The sequence below is a fragment of the Porphyrobacter sp. ULC335 genome, from assembly GCF_025917005.1.
Lineage (GTDB): Bacteria > Pseudomonadota > Alphaproteobacteria > Sphingomonadales > Sphingomonadaceae > Erythrobacter.
This window is the reverse complement of record NZ_CP078091.1, coordinates 1,133,435-1,159,150: the sequence shown is the minus strand read 5'-3', so window position 1 is coordinate 1,159,150 and position 25,716 is coordinate 1,133,435. Positions and strand designations below refer to the sequence as shown.

Annotated in this window: 25 protein-coding genes, 1 tRNA gene and 1 pseudogene; 9 read left to right on the top strand and 18 right to left on the bottom strand. The window is 65.2% G+C overall.

Going from position 1 to position 25,716, the window contains the following annotated elements; genetic code table 11:
- The first annotated feature begins 94 nt into the window (after positions 1-94).
- Complete coding sequence (locus KVF90_RS05710) at positions 95-790, top strand: queuosine precursor transporter (RefSeq protein WP_264393880.1); 696 nt, start codon at positions 95-97, stop codon at positions 788-790.
- 160 nt (positions 791-950) lie between these two features.
- Here KVF90_RS05710 and KVF90_RS05705 read toward each other — a convergent pair.
- The 4 genes from KVF90_RS05705 to KVF90_RS05690 form a co-directional block, all read right to left on the bottom strand.
- Positions 951-1,026 (bottom strand) — tRNA-Lys (locus KVF90_RS05705).
- Between the two features lie 9 nt (positions 1,027-1,035).
- A complete protein-coding gene (gene folK / locus KVF90_RS05700; RefSeq protein ID WP_413677014.1) occupies positions 1,036-1,545 on the bottom strand; it encodes a 2-amino-4-hydroxy-6-hydroxymethyldihydropteridine diphosphokinase in 510 nt (169 codons plus the stop codon).
- 2 nt (positions 1,546-1,547) lie between these two features.
- The gene (aguB, locus tag KVF90_RS05695; RefSeq protein ID WP_264393879.1) at positions 1,548-2,426 is read right to left on the bottom strand and encodes an N-carbamoylputrescine amidase; all 879 of its coding nucleotides are present in this window, start codon (positions 2,424-2,426) and stop codon (positions 1,548-1,550) included.
- Positions 2,427-2,444: 18 nt separating this feature from the next.
- Entirely contained in the window at positions 2,445-3,341 is an 897-nt protein-coding gene (locus KVF90_RS05690) for a class I SAM-dependent methyltransferase (protein ID WP_264393878.1), read from the bottom strand.
- 105 nt (positions 3,342-3,446) lie between these two features.
- Between KVF90_RS05690 and msrA the strand changes: the two genes are divergently transcribed.
- Entirely contained in the window at positions 3,447-3,992 is a 546-nt protein-coding gene (gene msrA / locus KVF90_RS05685; protein ID WP_264394696.1) for a peptide-methionine (S)-S-oxide reductase MsrA, read from the top strand.
- Between the two features lie 104 nt (positions 3,993-4,096).
- On the opposite strand, the gene KVF90_RS05680 is transcribed toward msrA, so the two are convergent.
- The 3 genes from KVF90_RS05680 to KVF90_RS05670 all read right to left on the bottom strand — a co-directional run bounded on the left by KVF90_RS05680 (position 4,097) and on the right by KVF90_RS05670 (position 6,372).
- Positions 4,097-4,408 carry a GIY-YIG nuclease family protein gene (locus KVF90_RS05680; RefSeq protein WP_264393877.1) on the bottom strand — a complete coding sequence of 104 codons (312 nt, stop codon included), beginning with the start codon at positions 4,406-4,408 and terminating at the stop codon, positions 4,097-4,099.
- A 198-nt stretch (positions 4,409-4,606) separates the two neighbouring features.
- Positions 4,607-5,011, bottom strand: coding sequence for a DUF6924 domain-containing protein (locus KVF90_RS05675; protein WP_264393876.1), 405 nt, complete (start codon positions 5,009-5,011; stop codon positions 4,607-4,609).
- A 107-nt stretch (positions 5,012-5,118) separates the two neighbouring features.
- Positions 5,119-6,372 carry an RsmB/NOP family class I SAM-dependent RNA methyltransferase gene (locus KVF90_RS05670; protein WP_264393875.1) on the bottom strand — a complete coding sequence of 418 codons (1,254 nt, stop codon included), beginning with the start codon at positions 6,370-6,372 and terminating at the stop codon, positions 5,119-5,121.
- Positions 6,373-6,497: 125 nt separating this feature from the next.
- Between KVF90_RS05670 and KVF90_RS05665 the strand changes: the two genes are divergently transcribed.
- Positions 6,498-6,659, top strand: a complete 162-nt coding sequence (locus KVF90_RS05665; RefSeq protein WP_264393874.1) for a DUF1674 domain-containing protein — start codon at positions 6,498-6,500, stop codon at positions 6,657-6,659.
- Positions 6,660-6,781: 122 nt separating this feature from the next.
- Here KVF90_RS05665 and KVF90_RS05660 read toward each other — a convergent pair whose 3' ends face one another.
- From KVF90_RS05660 to KVF90_RS05645, 4 genes are all read right to left on the bottom strand, one after another.
- Entirely contained in the window at positions 6,782-8,197 is a 1,416-nt protein-coding gene (locus KVF90_RS05660) for a cytochrome P450 (RefSeq protein ID WP_264393873.1), read from the bottom strand.
- Positions 8,198-8,280: 83 nt separating this feature from the next.
- On the bottom strand, positions 8,281-9,315 hold the full coding sequence (gene hemH, locus KVF90_RS05655) for a ferrochelatase (protein WP_264393872.1): 1,035 nt from the start codon (positions 9,313-9,315) through the stop codon (positions 8,281-8,283).
- A gap of 79 nt (positions 9,316-9,394) precedes the next feature.
- Positions 9,395-11,668: a molybdopterin cofactor-binding domain-containing protein gene (locus KVF90_RS05650; protein ID WP_264393871.1), complete on the bottom strand. Its 2,274-nt coding sequence runs from the start codon at positions 11,666-11,668 to the stop codon at positions 9,395-9,397.
- 3 nt (positions 11,669-11,671) lie between these two features.
- Entirely contained in the window at positions 11,672-12,679 is a 1,008-nt protein-coding gene (locus KVF90_RS05645) for an Mrp/NBP35 family ATP-binding protein (protein WP_264393870.1), read from the bottom strand.
- A 132-nt stretch (positions 12,680-12,811) separates the two neighbouring features.
- Between KVF90_RS05645 and hflK the strand changes: the two genes are divergently transcribed.
- From hflK to KVF90_RS05630, 3 genes are all read left to right on the top strand, one after another.
- Positions 12,812-13,921, top strand: coding sequence for a protease modulator HflK (gene hflK / locus KVF90_RS05640; protein ID WP_264393869.1), 1,110 nt, complete (start codon positions 12,812-12,814; stop codon positions 13,919-13,921).
- A gap of 4 nt (positions 13,922-13,925) precedes the next feature.
- Positions 13,926-14,771: a protease modulator HflC gene (gene hflC, locus KVF90_RS05635; protein WP_264393868.1), complete on the top strand. Its 846-nt coding sequence runs from the start codon at positions 13,926-13,928 to the stop codon at positions 14,769-14,771.
- A 176-nt stretch (positions 14,772-14,947) separates the two neighbouring features.
- Entirely contained in the window at positions 14,948-16,489 is a 1,542-nt protein-coding gene (locus tag KVF90_RS05630; RefSeq protein WP_264393867.1) for a Do family serine endopeptidase, read from the top strand.
- Positions 16,490-16,584: 95 nt separating this feature from the next.
- Here the strand turns inward: KVF90_RS05630 and KVF90_RS05625 are convergent, their stop codons facing one another.
- The 4 genes from KVF90_RS05625 to KVF90_RS05610 form a co-directional block, all read right to left on the bottom strand.
- Complete coding sequence (locus KVF90_RS05625) at positions 16,585-18,738, bottom strand: transglycosylase domain-containing protein (protein WP_264393866.1); 2,154 nt, start codon at positions 18,736-18,738, stop codon at positions 16,585-16,587.
- 158 nt (positions 18,739-18,896) lie between these two features.
- Entirely contained in the window at positions 18,897-19,307 is a 411-nt protein-coding gene (gene msrB / locus KVF90_RS05620; RefSeq protein ID WP_264393865.1) for a peptide-methionine (R)-S-oxide reductase MsrB, read from the bottom strand.
- Positions 19,308-19,447: 140 nt separating this feature from the next.
- The gene (locus KVF90_RS05615; RefSeq protein ID WP_264394694.1) at positions 19,448-20,116 is read right to left on the bottom strand and encodes a glutathione S-transferase family protein; all 669 of its coding nucleotides are present in this window, start codon (positions 20,114-20,116) and stop codon (positions 19,448-19,450) included.
- 76 nt (positions 20,117-20,192) lie between these two features.
- The gene (locus KVF90_RS05610) at positions 20,193-20,582 is read right to left on the bottom strand and encodes a hypothetical protein (RefSeq protein WP_264393864.1); all 390 of its coding nucleotides are present in this window, start codon (positions 20,580-20,582) and stop codon (positions 20,193-20,195) included.
- 121 nt (positions 20,583-20,703) lie between these two features.
- On the opposite strand from KVF90_RS05610, the gene KVF90_RS05605 reads away from it, so the two are divergent.
- The gene (locus KVF90_RS05605; protein ID WP_264393863.1) at positions 20,704-21,096 is read left to right on the top strand and encodes a VOC family protein; all 393 of its coding nucleotides are present in this window, start codon (positions 20,704-20,706) and stop codon (positions 21,094-21,096) included.
- A gap of 2 nt (positions 21,097-21,098) precedes the next feature.
- Here the strand turns inward: KVF90_RS05605 and metW are convergent, their stop codons facing one another.
- Complete coding sequence (gene metW / locus KVF90_RS05600; protein ID WP_264393862.1) at positions 21,099-21,686, bottom strand: methionine biosynthesis protein MetW; 588 nt, start codon at positions 21,684-21,686, stop codon at positions 21,099-21,101.
- The gene (metX, locus tag KVF90_RS05595) at positions 21,683-22,774 is read right to left on the bottom strand and encodes a homoserine O-acetyltransferase MetX (RefSeq protein ID WP_264393861.1); all 1,092 of its coding nucleotides are present in this window, start codon (positions 22,772-22,774) and stop codon (positions 21,683-21,685) included. The genes metW and metX overlap by 4 nt, the downstream gene beginning before the upstream one ends.
- Before the next feature lie 127 nt (positions 22,775-22,901).
- Here metX and hisC point away from each other — a divergent pair.
- Together hisC and KVF90_RS05585 are read left to right on the top strand one after the other, a co-directional pair.
- Positions 22,902-23,969, top strand: a pseudogene (gene hisC, locus KVF90_RS05590) (histidinol-phosphate transaminase); the annotation flags it as partial.
- Positions 23,970-23,999: 30 nt separating this feature from the next.
- Positions 24,000-24,908, top strand: a complete 909-nt coding sequence (locus KVF90_RS05585) for a prephenate/arogenate dehydrogenase family protein (RefSeq protein WP_264394691.1) — start codon at positions 24,000-24,002, stop codon at positions 24,906-24,908.
- 122 nt (positions 24,909-25,030) lie between these two features.
- Here KVF90_RS05585 and KVF90_RS05580 read toward each other — a convergent pair whose 3' ends face one another.
- Positions 25,031-25,714, bottom strand: a complete 684-nt coding sequence (locus KVF90_RS05580; RefSeq protein WP_264393860.1) for a lysophospholipid acyltransferase family protein — start codon at positions 25,712-25,714, stop codon at positions 25,031-25,033.
- Between the last annotated feature and the right edge of the window lie 2 nt (positions 25,715-25,716).

Below are 25,716 nucleotides of genomic sequence, written 5' to 3'. Positions count from 1 at the left end.
TGCCGCGAGCCCGCGCCTATCCCGCAATAAACCACCGGTGACAGGGCGGGCCTCGCGCTTTTCTTTTGCCCGCGCGCTGGCTAGCACTCAGGCGATGAACACACCCGCACCCGAGACGCCCACCCACAACCCGCTCGATTCCATGCCGCTGGGGCTGTTTGTCTTCACGCTGCTGTACGGCGGGATGACGGTGCTGGCGGGCGTGCTCGCCTTCAAGCAGGTGCAATTGTGGCCGACGGGGCTGGCGGTGGAGAGCGGGATTTTCCCCTTCCTGCTGCTGGTCGTGATCTCCAGCACGCTGTCGCAGTTGTATGGGCGGCAGATGGCGCAGCGGATCGTGTGGTGGGGATTCTTCCCGCTCGGCCTGTCGGCGCTGCTGATGTGGCTGGTGCTCTCGCTCCCCGCCTCGTCCGAGATGATCGCCTTCCGCCCCGATGATCTGGCCGCGTTCGAGCGGGTGCACCGGTCGACCTGGCGGGTGTGGATGGCGGGCCCGGCGTCCTACATCACCTCGCTGCTGCTCAACATCTGGATCTTCGACCGGTTGCGCGGCGGAGGCGAGGAGAGCACAATCGGGCTGATGGTGCGCGGCGCGATTGCCTCGGCGCTCAGCCAGGCGGTCGATTCGGTGATCTTCATCACCCTGGCCTTCTACGGCGAGTTCGACATCACCGACCTGATGATCGGGCAGGTGCTCGCCAAAGTGGTGCTGAGCCTGGTGCTGGTGCCGTTCCTGATCACCGGCGGAGTGCGGGCGGCGCGGTGGCTGGACCGGAAAAAGAAAGGCTGACGTCGCGCGCCCAAACCCAAAGCGGCAAACGCAACCGGAACGTTAGGCGCAAGAACGGTCGCACAGCGACCGCAAGCCCGACCGGGCGCCCGCAGCGACGCGAGCTTCAGCTCGTGTGAGCGAGGATTTCGCAGGCCGGACGGCGTGCGGAAACAAGCAATGGTGGACCCGTCGGGGCTCGAACCCGAGACCTACAGATTAAAAGTCCGCCGCTCTACCAACTGAGCTACGGGTCCTCACATGCCTCACTTCGGCAATGAGCGCGCTCCCCTAAGGAGGGGGCGCGGGCGGGTCAAGCGGGCATGGTGATGGGCGAGGGTCAAACCGCTCACCGGGTCGCGCCAACCGGGGGCGATGGTGCAGGCCGGATCGAGCACGAAGCGCCGCTGCGCAAAGGCCGGATGCGGGATCGTGAGGCCGGGGCTGACCCAGCGCCCGCCGCTCCACAGCACAATGTCGAGGTCAAGCACGCGGTCCCCCCAGCGTTGCCCACGGCGGCGGCCGAATTCACGCTCCATGCGCTTGAGCGCGGCGAGGAGCGAAGGGGGCGCAAGCTCGCTCTCCAGCACCAGCGCCGCATTGGCGAAACGGCGGCGGGCCGCGCCCATCGGCGGGGTCGCGATCACCGGCGAGCGTGCTGTAACCGTGCCGAGCGCGGCGCATTCCTCCAGTCCCGCGCGCACCACCGCTTGCGGCAGGCCATAGGCGACATGCCGCCGGTTGCTGCCCAGCGCGATCAGGTAGGTGCTGCTCAAGATCAGATATCTTGCGCGATGCGCCCGTAAAGCTGCGGGCGGCGGTCGCGGAAGAAGCCCATCCCCGCGCGGTGCTTGGCCGCCTGCGCCAGATCGAGCCGGGCGGTCAGCACGCCGGTCTCCCCCGCGCCGAACAGGGCGAGATCATCCCCCCATTCGTCGCAGATGAAAGAATGGCCGTAGAAGCTCTGTGCGCGGTCCTCGGGCCCTTCGTGGCCGATGCGGTTCGACGCCACCACCGGCATGCAGTTCGACACCGAATGGCCGATCATCGCGCGCCGCCACATGCGGCTGGTGTCCAGATCCGCGTCATAGGGCTCGGAACCGATCGCGGTGGGATAGAGCAGCACTTCCGCGCCCATCAGCGCCATGACGCGCGCGCATTCGGGATACCACTGGTCCCAGCAGATGCCGACGCCGACCTTGACGTGTCCGCCGTCCTCGCCCGGCACATCCCACACCTTGAAGCCGTCGTTTCCGGGGCGGAAATAGTACTTTTCCTCGTATCCCGGCCCGTCGGGGATGTGGCTCTTGCGATAGGTGCCCATGACCTGCCCGTCGGGGCCGATCATCGCGAGGGTGTTGTAATAGTGGTGCCCGTCCCGCTCGAAGAAGCTGGTGGGGATCGTCACCTTCAGCTTCGCGGCAAGCGCCTGCATCGCGATGACGCTGGGATGCTCCGCCGTGGGCCGGGCGAGCGCGAACAGCGCTTCATCTTCCTCGCGGCAGAAATAGGGGCCGGAGAACAGCTCGGGCGGCAGGATCAGCTGCGCGCCTTTCGCGGCAGCCTCCTCGACCAGCGCGCTGACGGCAGCGATGTTGGTGGCTTCGTCTTCGGAGCCGAGAGCAAGCTGAAGGGCGGCGACGGTGATTGCAGTCATGCCGCCGCCCCTAGCTTATTACTTGGCCTTCTTGAACAGGAGAGTCATCCGGTCGCTTTCGCCAAGACCCTTCAGGTCTTCGCGCTTGGTGGCGAGCACGGGGGGCATTTCCCACACGCCTTCCTTGTGATCGGCGGTGTCCTTGGGATTGGCGAGGATCTCGCTGGTGCCGACCAGTTCGAAGCCGTTGATGCGCATGAAGTCGATCACGTCCTGCTGACGCAGGTAGCCCTTGGTGCCGTTGGCATAGGACCACGCCGCATCCGTCTTGGCACGGTGCTGTTCGATGCCGAGCAGACCATCATCCTTGAGCAGTTCGCGCATCGCGCGCAGTTCGGTATCGGCGGTGCCGCCGCGCATCAGGTTGTGCATCGCGCGCATCACCAGAATGCGGTCGAAGGTGCCCTTCTGCCCTTCGAGATTGTCGAGCGTGATGCCGCTGAACTTTTCAGCCGGAAGCCCGGTGTAGCCCGCCACTTCCTTGCCGAAACCGGCCGCCGTATCGCGGATGCGCTGCTGGCGCGCGGGATCGGCGGTGGCGGTGAGCGGGTTGGCATAGAGGCCGACCAGCTGACCTTCGCCGCCCAGATAATGGCCGAGTAGGCGCGAATACCAGCCGCCGCCGGGCGCATATTCGCCGACCTTCATTTCCGGGCCGACATGGAAGAAGGCCAGCGTTTCAGCGGGTTTGCGGAAGGCATCGCGCGCCTTGTCTTCGGCGCGGGTCGGGTGATTGATCGCCGCCGACACCTGCTCGCCATGCATCTTCATGAAATGCGCGGTGTCCTTGATATGCGCTTCGTCGGCGTCGGCGCCGTTCATGGCATGGCCGGCGTGCCCGGCATGCTGGGCCAGCGCGGGCGCGGCAAGGGCAAGGCCGCTCGCGGTGGCGAGGGCAAGGATCAGCTTCTTCATGGGTTCTCTCTCCGGGGAATCGAGGAATGCCACCCTTTGGGAGGTAGCAATCGCGGTTTGCTAGCCTATCTCTGCCACAAACCAACGGAGATTTCGATGAGCAACATGGACACGGCGATCATTGCAGGCGGGTGCTTCTGGTGCACCGAAGCGGTGTTCCGCGATGTCATCGGCGTGAGCCTGGTCGAAAGCGGCTATATCGGCGGCACCAAGGCGAACCCGACCTACAAGGAAGTATGCACCGGCACGACCGGCCATGCCGAAGCGATCCGCGTGACGTTTGATACGGATGTGATCGGCCTTCCCCAGATCTACGACGTGTTCCTCGGCACGCATGATCCGACGCAGCTGAACCGGCAGGGCGGCGATGTCGGGACGCAGTATCGTTCTGCGATCTTCCCGCTGTCAGACGAACAGGGCGCCGAGGCCGAAGCCGCGATTGCGCGCTGGAATGCGGATCATGGCAAACTGGCTGTGACCACCATCGAAGGCCTGTCCGGCGGCGCGCAGACTGCCGAATGGTACCCGGCCGAGGATTACCATCAGGAATACTGGGACGGTCAGGGCCAGAGCAATCCCTATTGCCTCGCGGTGATCCCGCCGAAGCTGATGAAGCTGCGGAAGAGTTTTCAGAAATATGTGAAGGACTGAGCGGAAGGGCTGCTTTCGTCATCATTCAAAAAAGCTGCCGTTGGGGTATCGCCCCATTGCGGTCCTTCCCCTCGTCGTCGCCCCGTGCTTGACACGGGGCTTGGCTACTTCTGCTCCGGCGGGAGTGCGAACCATCTTTCCCAAAGATCGTCCCATTCTGGATTGTCCGCCTCGATCAGCACAAACTTCCAATCGCGCCGCCATCTCTTGATCAGCTTTTCGCGAGCAATCGCCTGTTCGATCTCTTCATGGCGCTCGACATAAACGAGCCGGGTCTTTCCGAAATCAGCGACATGGCGCGAGCCCATCCCCTCGCGGTGCTGATACACGCGGGCCAAAGCATCCGAGGTGACGCCGACATACATGCCGCCGCGGTAGCGATTTGCCATGATGTAGACCCAGCCACCCGTCGCCATGGTCCGAGTATCGCCGCGACGGCTGAAAAAGAAACGCCAAGCCCCGTGTCAAGCACGGGGCGACGGATCTTGGAGCGGCAGAAATCCACCCACAAACGGTCATGAGACGGGTCGATACGCGATCCCGAAAGCGGCATGTCGGCTTCAGCGGCCATCTAAAAAATTTCTGCCATTCTGAAACCGACCCCGAAATGGACATTAGAACCCTCTGAATATGCCGTCCGCCCCGGTAGCATCAGCGAACTCCTCAAAGTCCATGTTGCCCAGCGAAAGGTTGTTCTCCACGCCCCAGAGTTCACTGGGAATGACCCGAAACCTCTGTTCGGTCGCAGAGACATTAAGACATAGGACAGAGAGGTCATCATTACCCATCGTGATTTCGTCAGCAATGAACACGACCGCATGATTGGTGTCGCGCGCTGCGCTCCCAATCTGGTTGGCCGACGCTCCATCATAGCGATCGTTATCGATGATTTGCAGATTTGGCACGAAGCCGTCGGGAGATGGCTCTTTTGTCGCTGCGACGAGCCTCTCCCAAGCGGCCATGTTTGAGAAGTCGCATCTAATCAGCGGTGCATCACCATCTTGCGGTATCTCGACCATTCTCACTCCCAACACAGCTTGAAGAGATTAGCAGCGGAATTTCAGCAATCCACCCACTGCCGGACATTCCAGCCGAGCGCAGCAAATCCTAAAAGCGGTCAGCGTGACTATGGTTTCACCCACCGCCCTACGAAAAACCCGTCCAGCCCGCCCTCGTCCGCCAGCATCCCGGGATGGGTGCGCAGCCAGCCCTCGGCGGTGGGGGCGAGACCGGCGGGCAGTTCCTCCGCCGTGATCGGCTTGGGCGCAAGGCCGCAATTGGCGTCAATCCACACCGCCTGCTCCTCGCCTTCCTCCACCTCCAGCGAGCATACCGCATAGACAAGCACCCCGCCGGGGTTGAGCCATTCGGCAGCCTTGGCCGCCAGCGCGCGTTGCAGTTCTACCATGTCGCCGATCTGCCCCTTGCCGATGCGGTGGAGCACATCGGGGTGGCGGCGGCAGGTGCCGGTCGCCGAGCACGGCGCGTCGATCAGGATCGCGTCGAAGCGGTGTTTCGGCTCCCACGTCAGCGCATCGGCGCGCACGGGCGAGGCTTTCAAGCCGGTGCGCTTGAGATTGTCCTTGAGCAGTTCCAGCCGGCGTTTCGAACTGTCGAGCGCGGTAACATTCCACCCGGCTGCGGCGAGTTGCATGGTCTTGCCGCCGGGGGCCGCGCACAGGTCGAGCGCGTGTTTGCCCTCCCCGGGACCGAGAAGGCGCGCCGGGATGGAAGCCGCCAAGTCCTGCACCCACCAGTCGCCCGCCTTGAAATCGGCGAGCGTGTCCACCGCCGCGCCGCGCGGCAGGCGGACATGGCCGGGGGCAAAGGTCACGCCGCCCATCGCCACGGCGCGGGTTTCGGTTTCGGCAGCGTCCTTCAGCGCCAGATCGAGTTCAGGCGGGAAGGCGAGGCCCGGCGCGATGGCGGCGGCCTTCTGAGCGCCCCAGCGCTCGGCCACGCGCTCCGGCAGGGTTGGTGCTTCGGGCAGCACGCTGCGCCCCGGCTTCACCAGAGCTGAAAACACCCCATGCGCCAGCCTGCGCGGCCCGCCCGCCAGCAGTGGCAGGCCGGTAGCGATCACGGCATGAGCCGGGGTATCGAGCCGCAGCGCCTGCGCCAGCATGATCCGCAGCACCATCCGCACCTTGGCGTCATGGGGCAGGGTCTGCTTGGTGGCGCTGTCGATCAGGGCGTCGAGATCGGTGAGCCAGCGCAGGCTCTCCCCAGCGATCGCCTTGGCCAGAGCGCGGTCGGGCGCCTTGCGGACATCGCCAAGCGCCGCCGCCTCGGCCTGTTCGAGCGTCTCGCCCCGCCGGAACACGGCATCAAGCAGGCGAAGCGCGGCGCGGCGCACGGGAAGTCCGGGGGTGGCTGACATGGGAGGCCTCTAGAGCATCGCGCGAAAAAGTGGGAACCGGTTTTTCGCTCCCCGGCGATGCCGGCCAATCACGGCGCCCCTACCCGCGCTTGAAACAAGGTGCCAGCATGGGCATTTGGTAAGGCATGACCAAAGAGAAGTCCGAAGCTGCCAAGCAGTTCAAGAAGCCCGCCCACTGGAGCAACGATCCGGTGCCGGCGCCAAAGGCAGTCGAGAACAACGAAAAGCTCTCTCCCACCCGCTATGGTGATTGGGAGAGGGGTGACGGGATCGCGGTCGATTTCTGATTCCAGACCCGGCGCAAACGGATCCAGACCCCGCCCAGCCGCGCTTAGACCCCTGCTAGACCCCCTCTAGACCCCGCTTAGGCCCCCGCCAGAACGCGTGTTCCACGTGAAACACGCAATTTTCAGAGCGGCGTGAACGTCACCTTCAACCCATCCTTGGGCTGCGGGATCGGCCAGTCCTGCCATTCGGGGTTATACCCCTCGGCCGCCTCGATCCGGTAACGCTGGAGCAATTGGGCGAGCAGGATCTTCACCTGCATATAGGCAAAGTGCAGGCCAAGGCACATGTGCGCGCCACCGCCGAACGGCACCCATGCGTATTTGTGCCGCGCCTTCACCTGCTCCGGCGTGAAGCGCAGCGGATCGAAGGCGAAGGGGTTCTCCCAATATTCCTCGGAATGATGGGTCCAGTAGATGTTGATCCCCACCATCGCGCCCGCCGGAATGCGATAGCCGCCATATTCGAACTCGCGCAAAGCCCTCCGCGGCATGGAGGGCACCGGCGGGATCATCCGCAGCGATTCCTTGAACGCCATCTCGGTCAGATCAAGCTTGGCGAGATCGTCATAGTCGAGCGGGCGCGGGTTGCCATCGCCGTCCGGTCCGCCGGTAACCGCCAGAATTTCCTCGCGAAGTTTTTCCTGCCACACCAAGTTGGTGGCAAGGTGATAGATCAGCGAAGTGGCCGAGGAGGTGATGGTGTCATGCGCCGCCATCATCAGGAAGTTCATGTGATCGACCACCTCGTCGACCGGCAGCAGGCTGCCATCCTCGCGCGTTGCGGTGGCGAACTGGCTGAACATGTCCTGCCCCCCGCCTTCGGCGCGGCGGCGCAGGGTTTCGCGGGTGAAATACTCGACGAGGAAGGCCCGGCCATCGACACCCTTCTTCATCTTGGTGAAGGGCAGCGGACGACGCACCGGCGCGACCGAGGCCTGCACCATGTCGACGAAGGCTTCGTTGATCTTGTCGGCTTCCGGCCCCCAGGGCAGGCCGATGAAGCTGTCCGCCGCGAGATCGAGCGTGAGCTTCTTGATCGCCGGATAGAACTCCATGGGCCCAGCCCAGTCCGCCACTTCGCGCGCGATCCCGCGATTGAGCGCACCCGAATAGTGCCGCATCGGCTCCGGCTTGAAGGCGATCGAAAGCGCGCGGCGGTCGATCCGGTGATGATCGAAATCCATCAGCATCAGCCCGCGCGGGAACAGCTGGTCGAGCACCGGGCCCCAACCCTGTTCGCTGGAGAAGATCTTGTCCTTGTTGAACAAAAGCAGCTCGTTCGCCTCGGCGCCAATCAGCGCGATCTGCCAGCCACCGAAGGCGCGGTTCTTGTAGACCTTGCCATGGGTCTTGATCATCCGGTCGGCAAAGGCGTGCGGATCGGCGAGCATGGTGAAGGTGTTACCGACCAGCGGCCAGCCTGCCTCGCCGGGGATATGGGCGAGGTCCGCCTCGCTCAGGCGCAGATCGCTCCAGTGGCGGGGCGCATCCGCGGGCGCGCCGTCAGGGGAGTGCGGGGCTTTGGCAAGGGTGGCCATGGTCGTCTCGATGCTCCGGTGAAGGTTCGGATTCGCAACTGACTCTGGTGTAAATACTCGCGCCGGTCAATCTGGCGCGATTGTCAAATCCATCCCGCCAGCTCGCGGCGCAGCATCGCATCGATCATCGCGAGGCCATCATCCGAGGTGTTGAGGCAATCGAGCACGGCGTATTCCTCGCCCCCATGCTCCATGAATTCATCCCGCCCTTCGAGCGCCAGCTCCTCCAGCGTCTCCACGCAGTCCGCCGCAAAACCGGGGGCAGCGACCACAAGCCGCTTGGTGCCCTTGTCGCCCTCGGCCATCAGGGTCGCGTCGGTCGAAGGCTCAAGCCATGCCGCCGGGCCGAAGCGCGACTGGAAGGTGGTTTCAAACCGCACGCCGGCAAATTCGGGTCGCGTCGCCAACTCCTCGCGCAGCAGCCGCGCGGTCTTGGAACAGTGGCAGTAATAGGGATCGCCCTTTTCCAGCGTCTGCTGCGGCATCCCGTGGAAACTGAGCAGCATGACCTCGGGCTTGAAGGTCAGCGCCTTGACCTGCCGGGTCAGATCATCGGCCAGCGCGGCGATGTAACCGGGCTCGTCGTGATAGGGCGGGACGAAGCGCAGCGCCGGTTGCCACCGCATCTTCTTGAGCACCCGGGCGACCTCGTCGAACACGGTGGCGGTCGTCGCGGCGCAATATTGCGGGTACATCGGCGCGATCAGGATGCGGTCGCACCCGTCGGCCATCATCGCGGTCAAGCGGCTTTCGATCGAGGGGTTGCCGTAACGCATCGCGTAATCGACCGCGACCTTCTCACCGAACCGCCCGACCATCGCCTCGGCCTGGCGCGACGTGATGTCGGCCAGCGGCGATCCGCGATCGGTCCAGATCTTGGCGTAGGCCTTGGCGCTTTTCTGGGGCCGCGTGTTGAGGATGATCCCGCGCAGGATCAGCTGCCAGGCGATCGGCGGAATCTCCACCACCCGCGTGTCCGAAAGGAACTGCTTGAGGTAGCGCTTGACCGAATCCGGGTCTGGCCCGTCAGGTGTGCCGAGGTTGATCAGCAGCACGCCGATGCGGCCGCTTTTCGCAGGAGGGTGGTCGCCCGGAAGGCGCTGGGTCTGCCAGGTCATAGCCCGCCTAACGGTCGGCAGGCGTTTCGTTTCCGGGCAAAGCGGCTGACCCGGCGCGAATGTTGCAAATTTGTCGGGATCATATGCCGTCCGAAAGTAGGGGCAGTCGTCTCAGTCGCAAGCCTGTAGCCGAATAAAGCGCATTGGCAATCGCGGGCGGGGCAACCACCGCGCCAAGCTCCCCCGGATCGGCAGGCGGTGCCTCACTGGCGATGAATTCGATCCGCATCTCGGGGCAATCGGCCAGCGTGGGCAGGCCCATCGCGTTGTCGTCAGCTGCATCGGGCAGCCCGCCGCGTAGCTGCACCGCGTTGCCAAGGGCAATGCCGATACCGAACACCAGACCGCCCTCGATCTGCTGGCGGGCAATGTCGTGATTGACGATCCGGCCGATATCCGCCGCTGCCGAAAGGCGGATGACGCGCACGCCGCCTTCGCCTTGGCGCGCAGTGGCGACGCAGGCGATGCGCGCGGCTTCCGGCCCTTCGCCGATACGGGCGCAGGCGATGCCCTGCCCGCTCTGGTCAGCGCCGCCGTCCCACCCGGCAAGCTGTGCCGCGCGCTGGAGACAGGCGGCCAGCCGCACATCGCTGCCAAGCATCGACATGCGGAACGACAATGGCTCGCGCTTATTCTTGGCAGCGATCTCGTCGATGAAGCTTTCGATGGCGAAGATCGTCGGCCCGTGGGCGTTGCCGCGCACCCGCCCGACCGGAAGGCCGATCTCCACCGGCACATGCTCCACCAGCAGCGCGGGCAGCTGATAGGGCGGGACAGCGCCCTCGCAGGCGAGCGGATCGGGTTCGCCGCTGGTCTCGCGGATCGCGGCCATGCTGGTGAGGTTGCCGAACAATCGCTTGCCGAACTCCAGCGCGGCGGGCGGCGTGGCGATGCGGATGCGCATGGCGTCAATCGCGCCGTCTCCACCCTTGGCAAGTTGTGCGCCGAGCAGCAGCCAGGCCGGGGCACGCGGACGGGCGCGGATCAGCTCGTCACGGCGCGGCCAGGTGAGCTGCACCGGACGCCCCAGCTCCTTGGCGATGAGCGCGATCTCGATGGCGTGGTCATGCTCGAGCCGCGCGTCGAAGCTGCCACCGGCGGGCATGGGGTAAAGCGCGACATCCTCGGTCGGAATGCCGATCGCGCGCGCGGCGGCGATGCGCGCCTGTTCGGGCGCCTGGGTGGCGATCCACAGGTCCAGCCGCCCGTCCGCGTATCGCGCCGTTGCGGTCGCAGTTTCAAGCGGGGCGGCGTATGTCGGCTCGACCTCGTAGCGCCGTCCGATATCGACCCGCTGGAGCGCATCGCCGCCATAGCCGGTCTCGGCGATGACATGCGCCTCGCCCGCGGTCAGCACGGCATCGAGCCGCGCGGCGATATCGGTGCTGCTGACCGCGCCAGTGGTCTTGAAACGCGGCTTCATCGCGGCGAGCGCGGTCTCCGCGCTCCACCATGTGTCGGCGGCCACCGCCAGCCAGCGCTTGCTCTCGACGATCCCGGCGAGGCCCCTGATCCCGGCGGCAGCATCGCGGTTGAACCCGGAAAGCTCCGAAGCGCCGATCTGCCCGTGGCGGATTGAGGCGAACACCATGCCGGGCAGGCGCACATCGCCGGCAAAGCGGTAGGAGCCATCAACCTTGGAAGGCAGATCGATGCGCGGATAGGCCGGCGCGCCGTCGACATCGGCGGGCAGCGGCTTTTCACGCGGAGGCTCGGGGCGCAGCGGCGGAGGATCGGGCGGCGTGTATTCCGCCGCCGCCTCGGCCAGTTCGCCAAAGCTGGCGCGCTGGGTTCCGTGGGTGACAAAGCCGTTCTCGACCTCGCATTCCTCCCAGGCGACGCCCCAGCGCGAGGCGGCTTCCTGCGCCAGCATCGCCCGCGCGGCGGCAGCGGCTTCGCGGCAAGGCAGTTCATAGGCTTCGAGCGAAGTGCCTCCGGCGGTCGCGTTGAAGCGCTGCGATCCGGCAAAACGCGCCGCGATCAAGTCGTCGGTTGCGGCAGACAGTCCGGTGAAGCTAGGGTCCCACAGGGCCATCCACTTCTTCGCCAGCGGAAGATTGGCATAGATGCCTGAAATCGGCGCAGGCTCGACCGCGACCTGCCGCCAGTCTGCACCCAGTTCATAGGCGACGATCTGCGGCAGGATCGTGGTGATCCCCTGACCCATCTCGAGCTGCGGCACCGCGACGGTGACCACGCCATCGGTCGCAATCTTGAGCCACGCCCCGAAGATATGCTCGCCTGTCGCCGCGATCAGCGGGGTGCGGTAATTGCGCGGCATCAGCCACCAGGCGACCACGAGCCCGCCGCCCGCCGCCGCCCCCACCAGCAACCCGCGCCGCGTTACCGCCATCGGTCAGGTTTTCCCCGTGTCGAGCCAGCGGGACAGCTTTTCCGCGATGGCGCGGAATGGCGCGGCGGTCTCGTCGTCACCCGCGGCAGGCGGCTCACCCTTGTCGCCCGCAATACGGGTTGCCAGCGTCAGGGGAATGCGGCCGAGGAACGGAATCTCCAGCGCAGCGGCGAATTTCTCCACCCCGCCCGAGCCGAAGGGATCGCTGATATGCCCGCATTCGGGACAGCAATATCCCGCCATGTTCTCGACCAGGCCGATGATCGGCACCTCGCCCTGTTCGAAGAGTTGCCCGGCGCGCGCGGCATCGATCAGCGCGAGATCCTGCGGGGTCGACACCAGCACTGCGCCATCGGGCTTGTGCGCCGAGAGCATCGAAAGCTGCACATCGCCCGTTCCCGGCGGAAGATCGACCAGCAGCAGGTCGGTATCGCCCCAATCGGCATCGACCAGCTGGGTCAGCGCCTTGCCGGTCATCGGCCCGCGCCAGGCCAGCGCTTTGCCCGGGGCGACGATGTGGCCCATCGACAGCACCTTGACGCCGTAGGGGCTATCGATCGCCACAAGCTGTTTGCCGTCGGGCGTGGCGGCGGGCTTGATCCCTTCGGTCTTGAGCAGCTTGGGCTGCGAGGGGCCGTAGATATCGCCATCGATCACGCCGACGCGGCGGCCCATCTTCGCCAGAGCGACTGCGAGATTGGTGGTCAGCGTCGACTTGCCGACTCCGCCCTTGCCCGATCCGACTGCGATCAATCTGCGTCGGCGCCGCTCTCCGATAAGCGCCACGCGCACCTCGTCTATTTCCGGCAGTGGCTGGAGCGCGGCAGTGATCGCGGCTTCCAGCTCGGCGCGGCCGGAATCCGGCAGATCGCCTGCCTCGGCAACGATCACAGCGCGGCGCGAAACGATCCTTGCAGATCGCAAGCGGTGGTTGATTTCAGGGCTCAGCGCAGCGCGGATGAGCGCCTCTTCGGCATCGGGCTGGCGGGGCGGTTGGGGCGAGTTGTTCATTTCGGCACGCCTCTAACACCAAAATCACGCAGCGAACCCCTGTTTTTCGCGAGAACCCGTGCCTATAACTGCCTTATGCAGAGTATGGACGGCTGGAGAGAACGTCTTGGCGCGGGCCTTAAGGGCTTTGCCATGGCTGGTAAGAACAACCCCTGGGGCGGCGGCGGTAACGGCGACGAGCCGGGTGGCGACGGGTCATCGGGCGATGACGGCGCAGGCGGTAGCGGCGGCGATGGCGGCGGCCCGCGCAATCCGTGGCTTCCGGGCAGCGGCGAGCCGGGCAAGCGGCGTTCAGCCAGCATCGAGGACATTTTCAAGAGCCGCGGCCCCGAAGGACCGCGCCGCGCCGGTGGCGGAGGCGGCGGCCCGACGTTCCGCCTGCCCGAACGTCCCGATGGCAAAAGCTGGCTGCCGGTGATCATTGGCGGCGTCGCGCTTGTGTGGGTGGCGGTGACAAGCTTCCACTTCGTCCAGCCGGGCGAACAGGCGGTGGTCACCTGGCTCGGCGGCAAATATTACGACACGCTCGATTCCGGTACCAACATCACCGCACCCTGGCCGCTCCACATGGTCGAAAAGGAAAACGTGACGCAGGTACGGCTTGAAGAGGTGCCCGGCACCAAGACCGAAAAGCTGATCCTGACCGGCGACCAGAACCTCGTCGATCTGAGCTACCTGATCCGCTGGAACATCTCCGACCTTGCACTGTACAAATACCAGCTCTCCGATCCGCGAAACGCACTGCTCGAGATCGGCGAGGCGGCGATGCGCGCGGCGGTGGCCAGGCAGAAGCTCGATTCCGTTTTGACCGGTGCAGGCCGCGCCGAGATTGAACAGGATGTTCGCGCGGCGATGCAGGCGCGGCTTGATGCCTATCGTTCGGGCATCAGCGTGCAGGGGATCGAAATCAACAAGGTCGATCCGCCGAGCCGCGTGGAAGAGGCCTTCAAGGACGTCTCCTCCGCCCAGCAGGACGCCGACGCAGCCATCAACCGTTCGCGCGCAGTGGCCCAGCAGGTCCTCGCCCGCGCGCAAGGCGACGCCAGCGAATTCAACGACATCTACGAGGAATACAAGCTCGCGCCCGAAGTGACGCGCCGCCGCCTTTATTACGAGACCATGGAGCAGATCCTGTCCAAGACCGACAAGACCATCGTCGAATCCGGCAATGTGACACCCTATTTGCCGCTTCCCGAAATCAAACGTCGCGCCGCGCAAGCCGCGCCGGCACAGGGGAACTGAGGCGATGGACAGCGTATTCCAAAACGCCAAGGGCCTGATCATCGGCGCGATCGTGGTGGTGGTTGCCCTGCTTTCGAGCATGGTGATCGTGCCTGAAACCCATCAGGCGGTCGTGATTCGCACGGGCGAACCCGTGCGTGTCATCAACCAGTTCCGACCCGATAAGCCCTATGGATCGACAGGTGCGGGCATCGCGCCGCGCATTCCTTTTGTCGAGGAAGTGCGGATGATCGACCGCCGGGTGCTCGATCTCGATATGGAGCGCACGCAGGTGCTCTCCAACGATCAGCAGCGCCTGCAGGTCGATGCCTATGCGCGATATCGCATCATCGATCCGGTCAAGCTGGTCGAAAAGGCCGGGACCGAACGCCAGCTTGAAGCGCAGTTGCTGCCGATCCTCACTTCGGTGCTGCGGCAGGAGCTGGGACGGCGGCCCTTCTCGGCGCTGATCAATGCCGAACGCGGGACCGCGATGGCGAACATCACCGCAACGCTCGACAAGCAGGCGCGCAATTACGGTGCGCAGGTGCTCGACGTGCGGATCAAGGCGGCTGACCTTCCCGAAGGCCGCCCGCTTGATGCTGCCTTCACCCGCATGGAGACCGACCGGCAGGAAGAAGCCGCTACCATTCGTGCGGCGGGGCAGCGCGATGCGCAGATCATCCAGGCTGAAGCATCAGCGCAAGCCGCGAACATCTATGCCGAAGCTTATGGAAAAGACCCGAAGTTCTACGACTTCTATCGCGCCATGCAGAGCTACCGGCAGACGTTCCTGACGGGCGAAGGCCAGAGCACGATGGTGCTGTCGGAGGACAGCGAGTATTTCCGCCAGTTCAAGGGCGAGCGCTGAGCAATCGACCAAGCGCCAACCGATGGCGATGGGCGACACCTATGTTCAATCGGCGTTCAGCCCCGGAAAGGGCATTTGGGGCGCGAAGACCAGCCATCCCGGCTGGCTCCGTCAAGGGTTTGAGGAACGCTGCGGCAACCCCGCGCATTCCTGCACAGGATAAGGACCATGAGGACGTGAACAACGTGCGCTACGTGTATGGACTTTCAAGCGCGCTGCTGGTGGGCGGCGCTGCCATTTCGATGATCACCGGATCGCCGCTGGGCGCGCAGGTGGCGCAGAACGATGGTGCGGTGATGGACCGCGTGGTGCCGGTTGCGGGCGCCCCGGCCAGCTTCGCCGATCTGACCGCGCAGTTGCAGCCGGCCGTGGTCAACATCGCCACGCGCCAGCGGGTCGAAGTGCAGAACAACCCCTTCGCAGGCACGCCCTTTGCCGAACTGTTCAACCGCCGCGGCGGAGACGGCAATGGCGCGCAGCCGCAGACCCGTGAAGCGCAGTCGCTGGGATCGGGCTTCATCATCTCCGCCGATGGCATCGTGGTCACCAACAACCACGTGATCTCGCCCCCGGATACGCGCGCGAAGCTCGAATCGATCACCATCACCCTTTCCGATGGCACCGAATACGAAGCCGACGTGATCGGCGCCGACGCCGCCTCAGACCTTGCGGTGCTGAAGATCCGCTCCAACCGCACCTTCCCCTTCGTACGGTTCGGGGATTCGAGCTCGGCCCGCGTGGGCGAGTGGGTGGTGGCGATCGGCAACCCCTTCGGCCTTGGCGGCACGGTGACCAGCGGGATCATCTCGGCGGTGTATCGCAACACCGGCCAGGGCGGCGCCTATGACCGCTATCTCCAGACCGATGCCAGCATCAACCGCGGCAATTCGGGCGGCCCGCTGTTCGACATGCGCGGCAACGTGATCGGCATCAACAACGCGATCTTCTCGCCTTCTGGCGGCAGCGTCGGAATCGGCTTTGCGATCCCCGCCGAAATCGCCGCGCCGATCGTCGAAAAGCTGCGCAGCGGCCAGGAAATCCAGCGCGGTTATCTTGGCGTTCGGCTGCAGCCGATCGACGAGGATCTGGCGCTGTCGCTTGGCCTGCCCAAGCGCCGCGGCGAACTGGCGCAGACGGTCGAGGACAACAGCCCCGCCGCCAAGGCCGGGCTCAAGTCGGGCGACATCCTTACCAAGGTCAACGGCAAGGACGTGACCTCTGAACAGACTGTCTCGTTCCTCGTCGCCAATCTCCAGCCGGGCACGACCGTCCCGGTTGAAGTGCTGCGCGAAGGCCAGCGGGTAAGCATCAACGTCACGCTGGGCAAGCGCCCCAGCGAGGCGGAATTGCAGACTCAAGCGCAGACCTTCGATCCCGATGCCGAGGAGCCGATGGCGCCCGGCACCTCGGACGGCACGATCGAGCAGAAGCTCGGGATGCAGGTGATGCCGATGAGCGCGGCGATTGCCCGTTCGCTCGGGGTTCCGGTCGAAACGCAGGGTGTGGTCATCGCAACGGTCGATCCGAACGGCGATGCAGCCCGCAAGGGCCTTCGCCGCGGGGACATCATCCTGTCCGCCAATTATCAGCCGACCGCCACGGTCGACGCGCTGCTGGCGCAGGTCAACGCCGCGGTCGCCGAAAAGCGCGAGGCGATCCTGCTGCGCATCCAGCGCCGCACCACGCCGGCGGCCTTCGTGGCGGTTCGCCTGCGCTGATCCGGCGCAGCGCGGCACGACAATCCGCCAAGACAAAAGGCGCCGGGAGCAGATCCCGGCGCCTTTTTGTTTGGCCTCGATCCTCGCTTGAGCCGCTACTGATCAGACGGCTTCAAGCCCGGCTGCGGCGGCGGACGGCGCGGCTCTCGCTGGGGCCGCTGGTTCTGCGGCAGGGTGCCGCCGGTGGCTTCCTCAAGGAAGTCCTGACTGGCCGCCGGCGGTGCATTCGGCCCGCGCTCGCCTTCGATATCGAAGGGCTCGCCATCGGGGTCGCGCCGCCCGGGCTCGACCATGTTGCCCTGTTCGTCGATATAGTAATAATCGTCAGGCTCGCCGAACAGCGCTTCCTGATCGGGCTCCAGCTGCCATTCGGGCAGTTCGAGCGTCACGTCGAATTCCTCGACCGGGCGGCTCTTAACGGCATAGCGCATATAGGATGCGAAGGCCTGTGCCGGGGCACGTCCGCCCTGAAGGCCAGGCACCGCCTTGGCGTCATCGCGGCCCATCCACACGCCGGTGGTGATCCCGCTGGAGAAGCCGATGAACCAGCCGTCCTTGTTCGATGAAGTGGTGCCGGTCTTGCCCGCCACCGGCCTGCCAATATCGGCAGCGCGGCCTGTACCGGTCTGCACGGCTGCCTGCAGCAGATCGGTGATTCCGGCCACCACGTAGTCGGGCACGGCGGGCGACTGGCGCTGGCCTTCGCGGCGGAAAAGCACCTCGCCGCTCGCGCCGGTCACCTTGGTGATGCCGTAAGGCTCCACAGGCGTACCCTTGGCGGAAATCCCGGCGAAGGCCTGCGTCATCTCGATCACCCGCATTTCGGACGCACCGAGCACCATCGAGGGATTGGTGTCGATCTTCGAATTGACCCCGAACCGCCGCGCCATCGACGCGACCGTCCCGAACCCGACTTCATTGCCAAGCTGCGCGGCAACGGTGTTGATCGAATAGGCAAAGGCGGTGCGCAGATCGGTCTCGCCGACATTGCGGCCATTGGAATTGCGCGGCGTCCATCCGTCGATCGTGACCGGCGTGTCGACCACCTTGTCCTCGGGCTTGTAACCCGCCTCCAGCGCGGAGAGATAGACGAACAGCTTCCATGCCGAACCCGGCTGGCGCAGTGAAGCGGTGGCGCGGTTATAGTTGCTCGCGACATAGTCGGTGCCGCCGACCATCGCGAGGATCGCCCCGTCGCGGTCAAGGCTGACCAGCGCGCCCTGTGCGCCCTTTGGCGTATTGGACTCGATCGCGGCGGTCGCGGCGCGCTGCATCCCGACGTCGAGCGTCGTCCACACCTCGATCGGTTCGTAGGTCTCGGGCAGGATGATATCGAGCTGCGGCAGCACCCAATCAGTGAAGTAGCGCACCGAATTCTGTCCGGCCTGCTCCTTGAGCTGCACCGCGCTGACATCGACATTCGCCTGATCGGCGTTGATATAGCCCTGCTCGCGCATCAGGCCGAGCACCACCCTGGCGCGGTCCACCGCTGCCTGCACGTCGGCAGTCGGCGAATACTGGCTGGGCGCCTTGACCAGCCCGGCAATGATCGCTGCCTCGCCCACGTTGAGTTCGGTCGCGGGGTGGCTGAAAAATTTGCGGGAGGCGGAATCGATGCCGTAAGCCCCGCCGCCGAAATAGACCTTGTTGAGGTAAAGCTCGAGAATCTCTTCCTTGGAGAACTTCCATTCGAGCGCCAGCGCCAGCACAGCCTCGCGCGCCTTGCGGTCGAGCGAGCGGTTATTGTTGAGGAACAGGTTGCGCGCCAGCTGCTGCGTTATCGTCGAAGTGCCGCCAAGCCGCGCGCGCGATCCGGTTATGCCTTCGATAAGCGCGCCGGTCAGACGCACCGGATCAACGCCGATATGCGAGCGGAATCGCTTGTCTTCCACCGCGATCATCGCGTTGGTCATGTTCTCGGGAATTTCGCTGTATTCCAGCCAGTCGCCGAAGCTCGGCCCGATCTCGACCAGCTCGCGCCCGTCACGTGCGCGCACCACAATGGTCTGACCCGGCTGAGTTGCCTGGAGTGTCTGGTAGTCAGGCAGCGAGGACGCGGCAAAGGCGACTGCGAAGCCGAGGAACACAAGGCCGAGAACCGCCAATGCGCCGCCCCACACAAACAATCGCTTCAGCCATAACCGAAAGCGCGAGCGTGGCTTCTCCGGCCCCGACCCGCCGGCGCCGGTGCCCGAACCGGCGTTTGCCGTGTCGGAACGCTCGGCCGCGGCACGACGTTTTCCGCGCATGCCCTTGTTCTGCAATTGCTCACCCCGTCTCGACATTCACCCTGCCCATCTGATGCCCCCCCTGTCCGGGGTGGGTAGCGGCCCATTGCATAGGCAAGTTGTAACCGGGGGTGAACCCGCGTTTACCATGCTCTCCCCCAATGCGGCGTCAGAACGGCTCAGCCATCAGCCGGGGTGAAGACCAGCGCGGCCGAATTGATGCAGTAACGCAGGCCGCCCTGTTCGGGTGGGCCATCGGGGAAGACATGGCCAAGGTGCCCGCCGCACTTGCCGCAGCGCACTTCGGTGCGGATCATCCCGTAGGCGGTGTCGCGGTGCTCCTCGATCACTTCCTCGTCCGCCGGACGGGTGAAGGCGGGCCAGCCACAGCCGCTGTTATACTTCGCGGTCGAGTAAAACAGCTGGGTGCCACAGGCGGCGCAGTGATATTCGCCCTCGTCATAGAACTTGTCGTATTCGCCGGTGAAGGCGCGTTCGGTGCCGGCCTCGCGCAGGATGTGATACTGCATCGGGTTCAGCTTCTCGCGCCACTCTGCGTCGGTGATGGTGCGGGGGTCGGGGTTATCCATGAAATGTCCTCTCTAGGAGGCACTATATCGGTTCATCGCCGATGAACCGCAAGCGCGACCGCGCGGCCGCAGCGTTGCGGCCGCCTGGCCTCAATTAGCGAAGCGGTAGGCCCGCAAAAACGTCGCGTGAGCGAGGATTCTCAAGAATCGAGAAGCGCGTAATGCGGCGGCGGCTTGATCACGTCCATCCGCTCGGTGAGCAACGGGCGGAAGCTCGGGCGGCTCTTGAACACGGCATACCAGCCGCGCGATTGTTCATGCCCCGCCCAGTCAATCCCGCCGAGATAATCCGCGACCGATATCTGCGCGGCGGCCGCCAGATCGGCGAGGCTCATGGTAGAACCGGCCACCCACGGGCGGTTGTCGATCAGCCAGTCGAGATAGTCGAGATGCCCGTGCGCCATCTTCATCGCATTGCGCAGCGCGCCGCTATCGGGCGGCAGGCGCAGCATGCGTTTCTTCATGCGTTCGGACAGCAGCGGCGCGGTGACATCGGCGTAGAAATTCTCGTCGAACAGCGCGACCAGACGGCGGATTTCGGCGCGCTGGGTGGCGGTGCCGTTGATCATCGGGTTGCGATCCACCGTCTCCTCGAAATATTCCGCAATCGCGCGGCTATCGGGGATGGTGATGTTCTTGTCCTGATTGACGATCACCGGCGTGCGGCCGGCCGGGTTCAGGTTGAAGAACATGTCGGACGCGGCCCACGGATCCTCGCGCGCCAGATCGAAAGGCACGTTCTTTTCGCTCAGCAGCAGCCGGATCTTGCGGCTGAAGGGGCAGAGCGGGAATTGATAGAGCAGCCACATGGTGACTATTTCCATGCCTCACTTGCGCGGGCGAATCCAGCGCTCGCCGGGGCAGGCGCGGGGATATGTCGTGTGCTTACAATCCGGCGGAGGATTTCATCAGCTCGCAAGCAGGCATCATCGCTGCAATCCGGGCGTCGCCTTCGGGATTGTCGTTGCTATCGACCCCCTTGCTGGCGATCATAACGATGTTTTCCCGCGTGAGCCCCTTGTCCATCAGCTTGGCCATCACCTGCACGAAGAATTCGCGTCCGCCGGTTGCTTCGACATCGGGATAGGCCGCACCGCGCGGGTCCTGCGCCTTCTGCCAGCGGCTGACGGTGGCAAAGGCCAATGCGCAGCGGGTGGCGGCGGCCTCCTTGATCGGCAGTTCCTCGATTGCGATGACATCTGCGGGCGGGGTTGGCGCGGCAACAGGCGGGGCATCCTGAAGCGCCAGCGCGGCAAGGAGGAGGGGCATGAGCATGACCTTACCTATGCCCTGCGAAATGAACCTGTGGCTACCGGAATCGCCGAAGATTGCCGATTGTCGAGGACGAAAATCCGTCCTAATCCGCAACCCGTCCTATGAGAGGAGACGGATTTACATGTTCAGTCACATCATGCTCGGAACCAGCGATTTCGACCGGGCCAAGGCGTTCTACGATAGCGTGCTCGCCACGCTCGGCGCAGGGCCGGGAATGATCAACGTCGCCGCCACCGGCCACAAGCGCGCCTTCTGGATGCACAATGGCGGGATGTTCTCGATCAGCGAGCCGATCAACGATTCGCCCGCGACCTGCTCGAACGGTTCGACCGTCGGCTTTGCCTGCGACAGCCTTGAGCAGGTGCAGGCCTTCCACGATGCGGCCGTGGCTGCGGGTGGCAAGTCGATCGAAGACCCCCCGGGCCCGCGCGTCGGCCCGATGGGCACGCTGAACCTCGGCTATGTGCTCGATCTGGATGGCCACAAGCTGTGCATGCTGCACCGCGCGGGCTGATCTTACCGACTTAACTCGAACACTGCGAATTCGGCGCGCCAGTTAGCAGCTGGCGCGCCGATCTGCTTTTCGCCCGAGAAGAACCAGGCGCGCTCGATCGCCGCGCCCTTCATCTTCGCAAGATCGCGGAAATCCTCGACCGTGACGTGGTGGATGTTCTGGGTCTCGAACCAGCTGACCGGAAGCGCGCGTGTGACCGGCATCCGCCCGCCGAACATCAGCGCGGCACGGGTGCGCCAATGCGCGAAGTTCGGGAACGATACGAAGGCCCGCCGCCCCACCCGCAGCAGCTCGTCAAGCATCAGATCGGGCCGGGTCGCGGTCTGGAGGGTCTGGCTGAGGATCGCGTAATCGAACGCCTTGTCGGGATATTCGGCAAGGTCGAGATTGGCGTCGCCCTGCACCACGCTCAGGCCCCGCGACACGCAGCGCTCGACCAGCGCGCCGTCCAACTCCATGCCGCGCGCATCGCAGCCGCTGGCGCTTTCCAGCTCCGCCATCAGTGCGCCGTCGCCGCAGCCGATATCGAGCACCCGGCTGCCGGGCGCGACATGCGCGGCGATGGCGGCAAGGTCGGGGCGCAAGCTCATTCGACAAACCCCTTCACCACGCGGTCGAGCTGGTCATGCTCGAGCAGGAAGCTGTCGTGCCCATGCGGCGCGGACAGTTCGACAAAGCTGACCTTCGCGCCCGCCGCATTGAGCGCGTGGACCACGTGGCGGCTTTCGGCGGTGGGATACAGCCAGTCGGTGTCGAAGCTGACGATGCAGAACCGCGCCTGCGTTCCCGCGAAGGCATTGGCAAGCTTGCCGCCGTGTTCCTCGGCGATGTCGAAATAGTCCATCGCGCGGGTGATGTAGAGGTAGCTGTTGGCATCGAAGCGCCGGGTGAAGCCGCTGCCTTGATATCTGAGGTAGCTTTCGACCTGAAACTCGGCGTCGAATCCGAAACCCTTGGCCTCGCGGTCCTGCAAGCGCCGCCCGAATTTCTCGGTGAGGCCCGCCTCCGAAAGGTACGTGATATGCGCCGCCATCCGCGCCACGGCGAGGCCATTGTCGGGCTTGGCATCGCTCGCGTAATAATCGCCTTCGGCCCAGGCGGGGTCGGCCATGATCGCCTGCCGCCCGACCTCGTGAAAGGCGATATTCTGTGCCGAATGGCGCGCGGTCGAAGCGATCACCAGCACGCGCGCGGCACGCTGGGGCCAGTTGGCGGCGAGGCTGAGCGCCTGCATGCCGCCCATCGAGCCGCCAACCACGGCGTGAAGCCTGTCGATCCCCAACCCGTCAAGCAGCGCCACCAGCCCGCGCACCATGTCGCGGATGGTGATGACGGGGAACCGCATCGCGTAAGGCTGGCCGTCGGGCGCAAGACTGGCGGGGCCGCTCGATCCCATGCAGCTGCCGATGACATTGGCGCAGATGACGAAGTGGCGGTCGGTATCGATCGGCTTGCCCGGGCCGACCATCCGCTCCCACCAACCGGGCTTGCCGGTGATCGGGTGCGGGCTGGCAAGATACTGGTCACCGGTCAGCGCGTGGCACACCAGCACCGCATTGCTCTTGTCCGCAGCGAGCGTGCCATAGGTCTCGTAGGCGATCTGCGCGCCTTCAAGCACCTGTCCGCTATCGAGCGGCAGGGGTTGGGCGAGAGAGAAGACGGGCGAAGAGTTCGACACTTGGCACTTTACCGGAGGAACGACAGTGCTTCGACAGGCTCGGCACGGGCGGGTTTTTTGAGGCTCGCCCCCATAACCGCTCGTCCCAAGCTTGTCGAAGGGCTGTTTTTCTATAATCGGGCTTGCGATGAGCACCAGACCCCAACCCAAGCCCTGGATCGCACAGATTCACGCCTATGTGCCGGGCAAGTCCAAATCGGCGAGCGGAAAGCCGCTGGTGAAGCTGTCGGCCAATGAAAACCCGCTGGGAAGCAGCCCGGCGGCACTGGCGGCGCTTGTCGAAGGCCATGTCGCGGCGGACTATCCCGATCCCGATGCCCGCGGCTTGCGCGAGAAGATCGCCGAAGTGCATGGGCTCGACGCTGACCGGATCGTGTGCGGCACGGGTTCGGGCGAGCTGCTGCATTGCGCGGTGCAGGCCCTGTGCGGGCCGGGGGACGAGGTGCTGGCTTCGCGCTATTCCTTCTCGCTCTACCCGCTGCTCGCGCAGAAGATCGGCGCAACGCCGGTGCTGGCGGCGGACGATAACTACGCCGCGAGTGTCGACAATCTGCTGGCCGCGGTGACCGGGCGGACGAAGGTCGTGCTGCTCGACAACCCTAACAATCCGGTCGGCACTTTCCTGCCGCCCAGCGAGGTCGCGCGCCTGCACGCCGGGCTGCCCGCCGATGTGCTGCTGGTCGTCGACGAGGCTTACGGCGAGTATATCGATCCCGCCCTGCAACGCGTGGGCTTCGAACTGGCGGCGGCGCACGAGAACGTGCTGGTCAGCCGCACATTCTCCAAGGCCTATGGCCTCGCGTCCGAGCGCGTGGGCTGGGTGACCGGAGCGCCGCATCTGATCGACCTCGTCAACCGCATGCGGGGCGCGTTCAACGTCTCGGTCAGCGGGCAGAAGGCCGCGCTCGCCGCGCTGGACGATCAGGACTTCGTGGCTGCCTCGCGCGAGCACAACGCGCGTGAACGCACCCGGCTCGCCGAAGCTATCGCGATGCTGGGCAATCACGGGCTTTCAGCCTCCCCCAGTGAAGCGAACTTCCTGCTCGTCCATTTCGAGGGCGAGGTGACCGCGACGCAAGCAGTGGAGGCGTTGTCCGAAGCGGGCTACGCCGTCCGCCATCTGCCGTCACAGGGCCTGCCCAATGCCTTGCGCATCACCATCGGCAAAACTGACGACATGACCCGCGTGATCGCCTGCTTGCGCACCCTGTGCGGGGGTAGCAGCATGAGCGTGCGCTCCGTCGCGATTATCGGCCTCGGCCTGCTCGGCGGCTCGATCGGGCTGGCGATCAAGGCGCGCGGGCTTGCCATCGCCACCACCGGCTGGGACCGCGATGCTGCCGTGCGCGAAAGGGCCGCAGAGCGCGGTCTGGTCGAGACGGTGTGCGAGCGGGCCGAGGATGCCGTCGCGAATGCGGATCTGGTGATCCTCTGCGTCCCGGTCGGCGCGATGGAGGATGCCGCGAAGGCCATCGCCCCCGGCCTCTTACCCAGCGCAATCATCAGCGATGTCGGCTCGTCCAAGGAGGCGGTCGCCGATGCCCTTGCCGCTGCGCTGCCGAGCGCTTGCATCATCCCCGCGCACCCCGTGGCCGGAACCGAGCAGAGCGGGCCTGATGCCGGCTTTGCGACGCTGTTCGCCGGCCGCTGGTGCATCATCACCCCGCCCGAAGGCGTCGATCCGGCAGCGCTGGAAGCCTTGTCGGACTTTTGGACGCAGCTCGGCTCGAAGGTCGAGCTGATGGACGCCGCCCACCACGATCTGGTGCTCGCCGTCACCAGCCACATCCCGCACCTTATCGCCTACACCATCGTCGGCACCGCCAGCGATCTGGAGGATGTGACGCAGAGCGAGGTCATCAAGTATTCCGCCGGGGGCTTCCGCGATTTCACCCGCATTGCCGCATCCGATCCCGTCATGTGGCGCGATGTGTTCCTGACCAACAAGGGTGCGGTGCTCGAGATGCTCGGCCGCTTCACCGAGGATCTCACCGCGCTGCAACGCGCGATCCGTTCGGGTGACGGGGACACGCTGTTCGACCTCTTCACCCGCACCCGTGCGATCCGGCGTGCGGTCATCGAACAGGGTCAGGACGACGAGCGGCCCGATTTCGGGCGGGAACACGGCGAATAGGCCGTCCGGGCAATGTTTCACGTGGAACAGACGCTACAGCGCAGGGCTGGAAGGGGTCTAAGGGGCGTCTAGACGGGGTCTAACCATGATCTGGCGGCCCCTGCATAGGATCAAGCCCCGGCCTACGCTTCGTTCAGCGCATTGATCGCCGCATGCACCCGCGCCTCGACATCCTCGCGCGGGAGGCCTGCGGGGATCGTCTCGCCAATCTTGTAGGTGATCCGCCCCGGGCGCTTGACGATGTGGTGATAGGCCGCGCCGCTATCGACCGCGATGGGTACCACCGGCAGGCCGAGCAGCTTGTAGAGACCCGCAAACCCGGCCTGAAGCGGCGGCGTTGTGCCGTGGGCCACCCGTGTCCCTTCCGGGAAGATTACCAGCGGCCGTCCCGCCGCTACCCGCTCCTTGGCGCTCGCGATCATCGCCCGCAATGCCCGCGCGCCTTCGCCCCGCGCGACCGGCACCAGGCCGTAGACAATCGCCGAATAACCCCAGCCGGGAATGCGGAACAGCTCCTGTTTGGCGAACACGGCCGGATAGGGAAACAGGCGCGGGGTATCGATCGCTTCGAAGTAGCTTTCGTGCTTCATCGCCACCAGCATCGGGCCTTCGGGCAGGGTGCCGTCGAGCACCACTTCGATCCCCAGCAAGTTGTTCACGCACCACAGGTGCCAGTGCCCCCAGCGCGCCACCACGCAGCGCAGCCAGCGCCGCTGCGCCGCCACGGCGACCACCGATGCAATCACCAGCAGCGCGCTGCCGCTGTAGAACAGCACATAGAAGGCAAGCGAACGCAGCGCGGCCATCA